We start from the raw sequence: 3,661 nt of genomic DNA, 5'->3' as shown, positions 1-3,661 counted from the left end.
AAAAAAGCTCCGGAGATGCTGCGGGCCCCCTCGTAGGTGGCGTCGGCGCAGAGGCTGACGATCCCCAGCAAAACAATAAAGCGCCACGCAGAAGGGAAATCGGACATAAGCAGCTCCTCGGCGTTGAGTCAGATCTAGGCTATTGCTGTTGATGCGGAACATGGTGTAGTACCTGGTACTCTAAGGTAGGCGGCTGAGGAGCGAGGTTTTGACTTCGATGGGGAGGCTTGCATCTTTGCTGAAGGACAAATCAAGCCAGTTAGTCAAGGATTTTTACCCAGATGGCTTCAGGTGATCGAGTTTTGAGAGATTGCTTGCCCATTGAGTATCTTGAGTATAGTGAGTTAGATGAGCTAAGTCGATGTCAATTGTAACTGTTGATGAAATTCAACGTGATCCCCTAAAGTACCTTCATCAAGTGGAGACGGGTAAAACTCTTGTCATTGTTAAGTCGGGCAAGCCTATCGCTGAGCTCAGACCTATCTCCAGTAGTCAGCGGTTACGCCCGTTTGGTCTGTGTGCGGGTGAATTTGTCGTTCCAGATGATTTCGACGCTCCTTTGCCAGAAGATGTTCTCAACGCATTTGAGAGCCAATGAGAATTCTTCTAGATACACATATCTTTTTATGGTTTATCAGCGGTAGCAATCGACTTTCAGAGCATCTTCGAGACGCAATTCGCGATGCAAACAATCAGGTTTACCTGAGCGTAATCTCAATCTGGGAAGCCACTGTTAAACACCAGTTGGGCAAGCTACCTTTGCCGGAGCATCCTGCAACTTACTTACCCAAACAAAGAAACCTACATCAAATTGCCAGTCTTGACCTTGATGAGGATAGTGTAGCTCAACTAGCTAAGCTTCCGCTACTACACCGGGATCCGTTCGACAGAATCCTTATCTGCCAAGCTCTACAAAATGGATTGACCATTGCAACAGTAGATGCAGCCATTCGCGCCTACCCGGTCGATACTATGTAGTATTGCAGCTATTCCAATGAGATTGCGAATCAATGAACCTAAATAGAGAACTCAGCCAGAGAAAAAGGAGGATCCTCAGCTTTTTTCGCCTTCGAGAATGGGGATCCCTCTCTTTCCAAAATCCTCTTCCTCTACCAAAATCACCGGAATGGAGCTGGTCTCCAACACTGCTTGGGAAGTGGATCCCACCAACACTTGCTCCCAGGGGCGGTGGCCCCGCTTGCCTAGGACTATGTCGGTAACCTGCCGCTCCTGGGCTATGTCCACGATGGTCTCCGCCAGGGGGCCGGAAGCCAGGCAAAATTCGTGGCGAATATCCGCCAAAAGACGCTGGGCAAGCTGCCGCAACGCTTCCACCCCCTTCCCCTGGGGCTCATCGGTAACATGGAGCACAATCACTTCCCCATCCACCCGCCGCGCCAGATCCGCTGCCTTGCGCAGCACCGCCTCAGCCAAGGGAGAGGTATCCACAGCGGCCAAGAAGCTCACCTTACCCTGGCTGCCCACCTTGGTGGGATCCACTTCTCCCTTTTCCAATAGGCGAGGGGCAAAAACCTGGGTTAGCCAAGCTCCCAGGGGAGCTGTGGTCAAAATCGACAGGGCCGCTAGGGCGAGGATTGTCTCCCCGCCAGGGATCCCCTGGGCTAAGGGGATGCCGCCGATGGCCGCCTGCACCGTGGCTTTGGCCATGTTGCCCGGCAGCAAAAAGAGCCGCTCCCGCCAGTTCCAGTTGCTCCCCAGGGTGGAAAGCCACCAGCCCAAGCCTCGGCCCAACAGCAGGCTCAGGGTCAAAAGCAGCAAACCGGGCAAGAGCAGGGATCCCAGTACCTGCAGATCCAAAGAGGCTCCCAGCAGGACAAACAGCACGATCTCCGCCACCGTCCAGAGGGCGTCGAACCCAAGCCGCAGCCGCCGCGCCAGCGGCCCATCCAGTTGGACGAGGAAAAACCCTAGGGCCATCACCGCCAGGTAGCCGGAAAAATAGGGCCACACCTGCGACGCCAGCACCAAGCCCAGCGCCAGGCAGGCCGCCAGCAGCACCTCTTGCGTGCTGTTGCGAGTCCAGTTCTGCTGTACCAAGAGGGCCACCAAAACCCGCGCCCCCAGGTAGCCCACCGCCACCCCCAGCAGGATCTCCATCCCCACCTGGAACGGCAGCCACTGCAGGCGAAGGCTCTGGGCAGATCCCTGCCCCAAAAAGCTCAGCAACAGGCTAAAGCCCAGCAACAGCAGCACATCGGAAAGGGCGCTGCCGGTCAAAATGGCGTCCGGGATCCCTTTGGTCACCCCCCAGCCCAGGCTCTTGAGGCGCAGCATCCCTGGCACAATCACCGCCGGCGACTCCGCCCCGAGCACGCAGCCCAAAAGCAGCCCCGTCCCCCAGTCCAGCCCCAGGATCCAGCGGCTCAAGAGCGCCACTGCCCCCGCCTCACAGGCTGCCGGCAAAAACCCCAGCCGCAGGGCCACGGATCCCTGCTGGGCCAGCTTTTCCCAATCCAGCCCCAGGCCCGCCCTCATGAGGATGATCGTGACGGCCACTAGGCGCAGATCCCCGGCTGCCGCCAACAGCTCTGGGGACAAGACCTCTTGCAACAGGATCCCGACCAGAATCATCCCCACTAGCGGCGGCATCCCCAGCCGGCCCCCAATCTGGCCGACAAAAAAGCCCATCCCTAAGATCCACAGCCAACTGCCCAGCATCAACAAAACCTCTCTCTTTGCCGTCCGGATGGTGAAGGGCAGCCCAGAGGGAAGTAGAGCCTTGGGGGCTGTGGGGTGGTAACCCAAGATCAAAGACTCCCACCCCCTGGATCTGCCCAGAAGAGTAGGAGTCATCAGCCTCAGCCTTGGATTTAGAGAATTCTTAGAACCTGCCTGAGGCGGTTACGGTGAACCCCATCACCGGTTGCCGGAGCAAGCTGACCGACAACTCACTCACGTTGACCCATAGGGTATCACGCCTTGTCTTCCACCACAACCAAGCGATAGGAGTGATGGGGACGGCCAATGGAGCCATAGAAATCGCTGCAGACATTGTGGGTAAAGCGATCGCTGAGGCCGCGGGTAACCTGCTGCACCACCTGGCTGCCCACTCTCTGAACCAACTTGCGCGGCAGAACTTGCAAAAACTTGGGCAAATGCAGCCGGATATCGAGATGAAGATCCCAGTGGACGCGGGTAGTGGCAGGGGATCCCGGTAGCTCCTCCAGCCGGAAACTGGCCTGGCAATCTACCCGATAGGGCAGGGCGGCCTCCCCCGGCAGCTCAGTCGAAGTCAGCCGAAACAGGTAATCTTCCTCCGGCCAGATCTTCACCCCAAAGCAGGGCTCCAGCTCAAACCCCAGCCCGCCCATGCGGAAAAACTGCAGCTTGTAGGTGTCGGCGGAGAGAGGCTCCACCTGGAGTGGCCGGAAGCAGCGCTGGATCCACTGGCTATGGCCGCGCAGGTAACGGGCCAAAGTCTCCCGATCGGTCTCCAGATCCACTTGGCCCCGTCGCCCAGCCTGCAAATCCAAGTGGATCTTGGCTATCGGTTGATCTAACGGTGGGGGGTGATCCATCTCCTCCAAAGGCGGCTCCCCCTCTTCGGACAGAGCCCCTTCACTGAGGGGAACGACGGGCTTGGAGTTGGCGATAGACATCCCGAATATCCACCTGATAGTGAGCAAGAGCCACGAGGCAG

4 protein-coding genes and 1 riboswitch are annotated in these 3,661 nt (G+C 57.6%); of the genes, 2 read left to right on the top strand and 2 right to left on the bottom strand.

Annotated features, from left to right (window positions below):
• Positions 1-361: 361 nt before the first annotated feature.
• Both NW857_RS06885 and NW857_RS06880 read left to right on the top strand, forming a co-directional pair.
• Positions 362-598 carry a type II toxin-antitoxin system Phd/YefM family antitoxin gene (locus NW857_RS06885; protein ID WP_414336207.1) on the top strand — a complete coding sequence of 79 codons (237 nt, stop codon included), beginning with the start codon at positions 362-364 and terminating at the stop codon, positions 596-598.
• Complete coding sequence (locus tag NW857_RS06880; protein WP_414336209.1) at positions 595-978, top strand: type II toxin-antitoxin system VapC family toxin; 384 nt, start codon at positions 595-597, stop codon at positions 976-978. The genes NW857_RS06885 and NW857_RS06880 overlap by 4 nt, the downstream gene beginning before the upstream one ends.
• Before the next feature lie 75 nt (positions 979-1,053).
• On the opposite strand, the gene NW857_RS06875 is transcribed toward NW857_RS06880, so the two are convergent.
• Both NW857_RS06875 and NW857_RS06870 read right to left on the bottom strand, forming a co-directional pair.
• Positions 1,054-2,649: a cation:proton antiporter gene (locus NW857_RS06875; protein ID WP_414368430.1), complete on the bottom strand. Its 1,596-nt coding sequence runs from the start codon at positions 2,647-2,649 to the stop codon at positions 1,054-1,056.
• A 148-nt stretch (positions 2,650-2,797) separates the two neighbouring features.
• Positions 2,798-2,891: riboswitch (Fluoride riboswitch) on the bottom strand.
• A gap of 42 nt (positions 2,892-2,933) precedes the next feature.
• Complete coding sequence (locus NW857_RS06870) at positions 2,934-3,620, bottom strand: DUF1997 domain-containing protein (protein ID WP_414368428.1); 687 nt, start codon at positions 3,618-3,620, stop codon at positions 2,934-2,936.
• Positions 3,621-3,661: the final 41 nt, after the last annotated feature.

It is taken from the genome of Synechococcus sp. H55.9 (genome assembly GCF_047462355.1).
In the GTDB taxonomy this organism is placed as follows: domain Bacteria; phylum Cyanobacteriota; class Cyanobacteriia; order Thermostichales; family Thermostichaceae; genus Thermostichus.
The sequence above is the reverse complement of the archived record's forward strand: the minus strand, read 5'-3'. Positions and strand labels throughout refer to the sequence as shown.

What these genes read in the sequence shown, in the direction of transcription:
- NW857_RS06875 (WP_414368430.1), bottom strand. Translation starts at nt 2,649, where the DNA reads ATGGGCTTTTTTGTCGGCCAGATTGGGGGCCGGCTGGGGATGCCGCCG.
- NW857_RS06880 (WP_414336209.1), top strand. Translation starts at nt 595, where the DNA reads ATGAGAATTCTTCTAGATACACATATCTTTTTATGGTTTATCAGCGGT.
- NW857_RS06885 (WP_414336207.1), top strand. Translation starts at nt 362, where the DNA reads ATGTCAATTGTAACTGTTGATGAAATTCAACGTGATCCCCTAAAGTAC.
- NW857_RS06870 (WP_414368428.1), bottom strand. Translation starts at nt 3,620, where the DNA reads ATGTCTATCGCCAACTCCAAGCCCGTCGTTCCCCTCAGTGAAGGGGCT.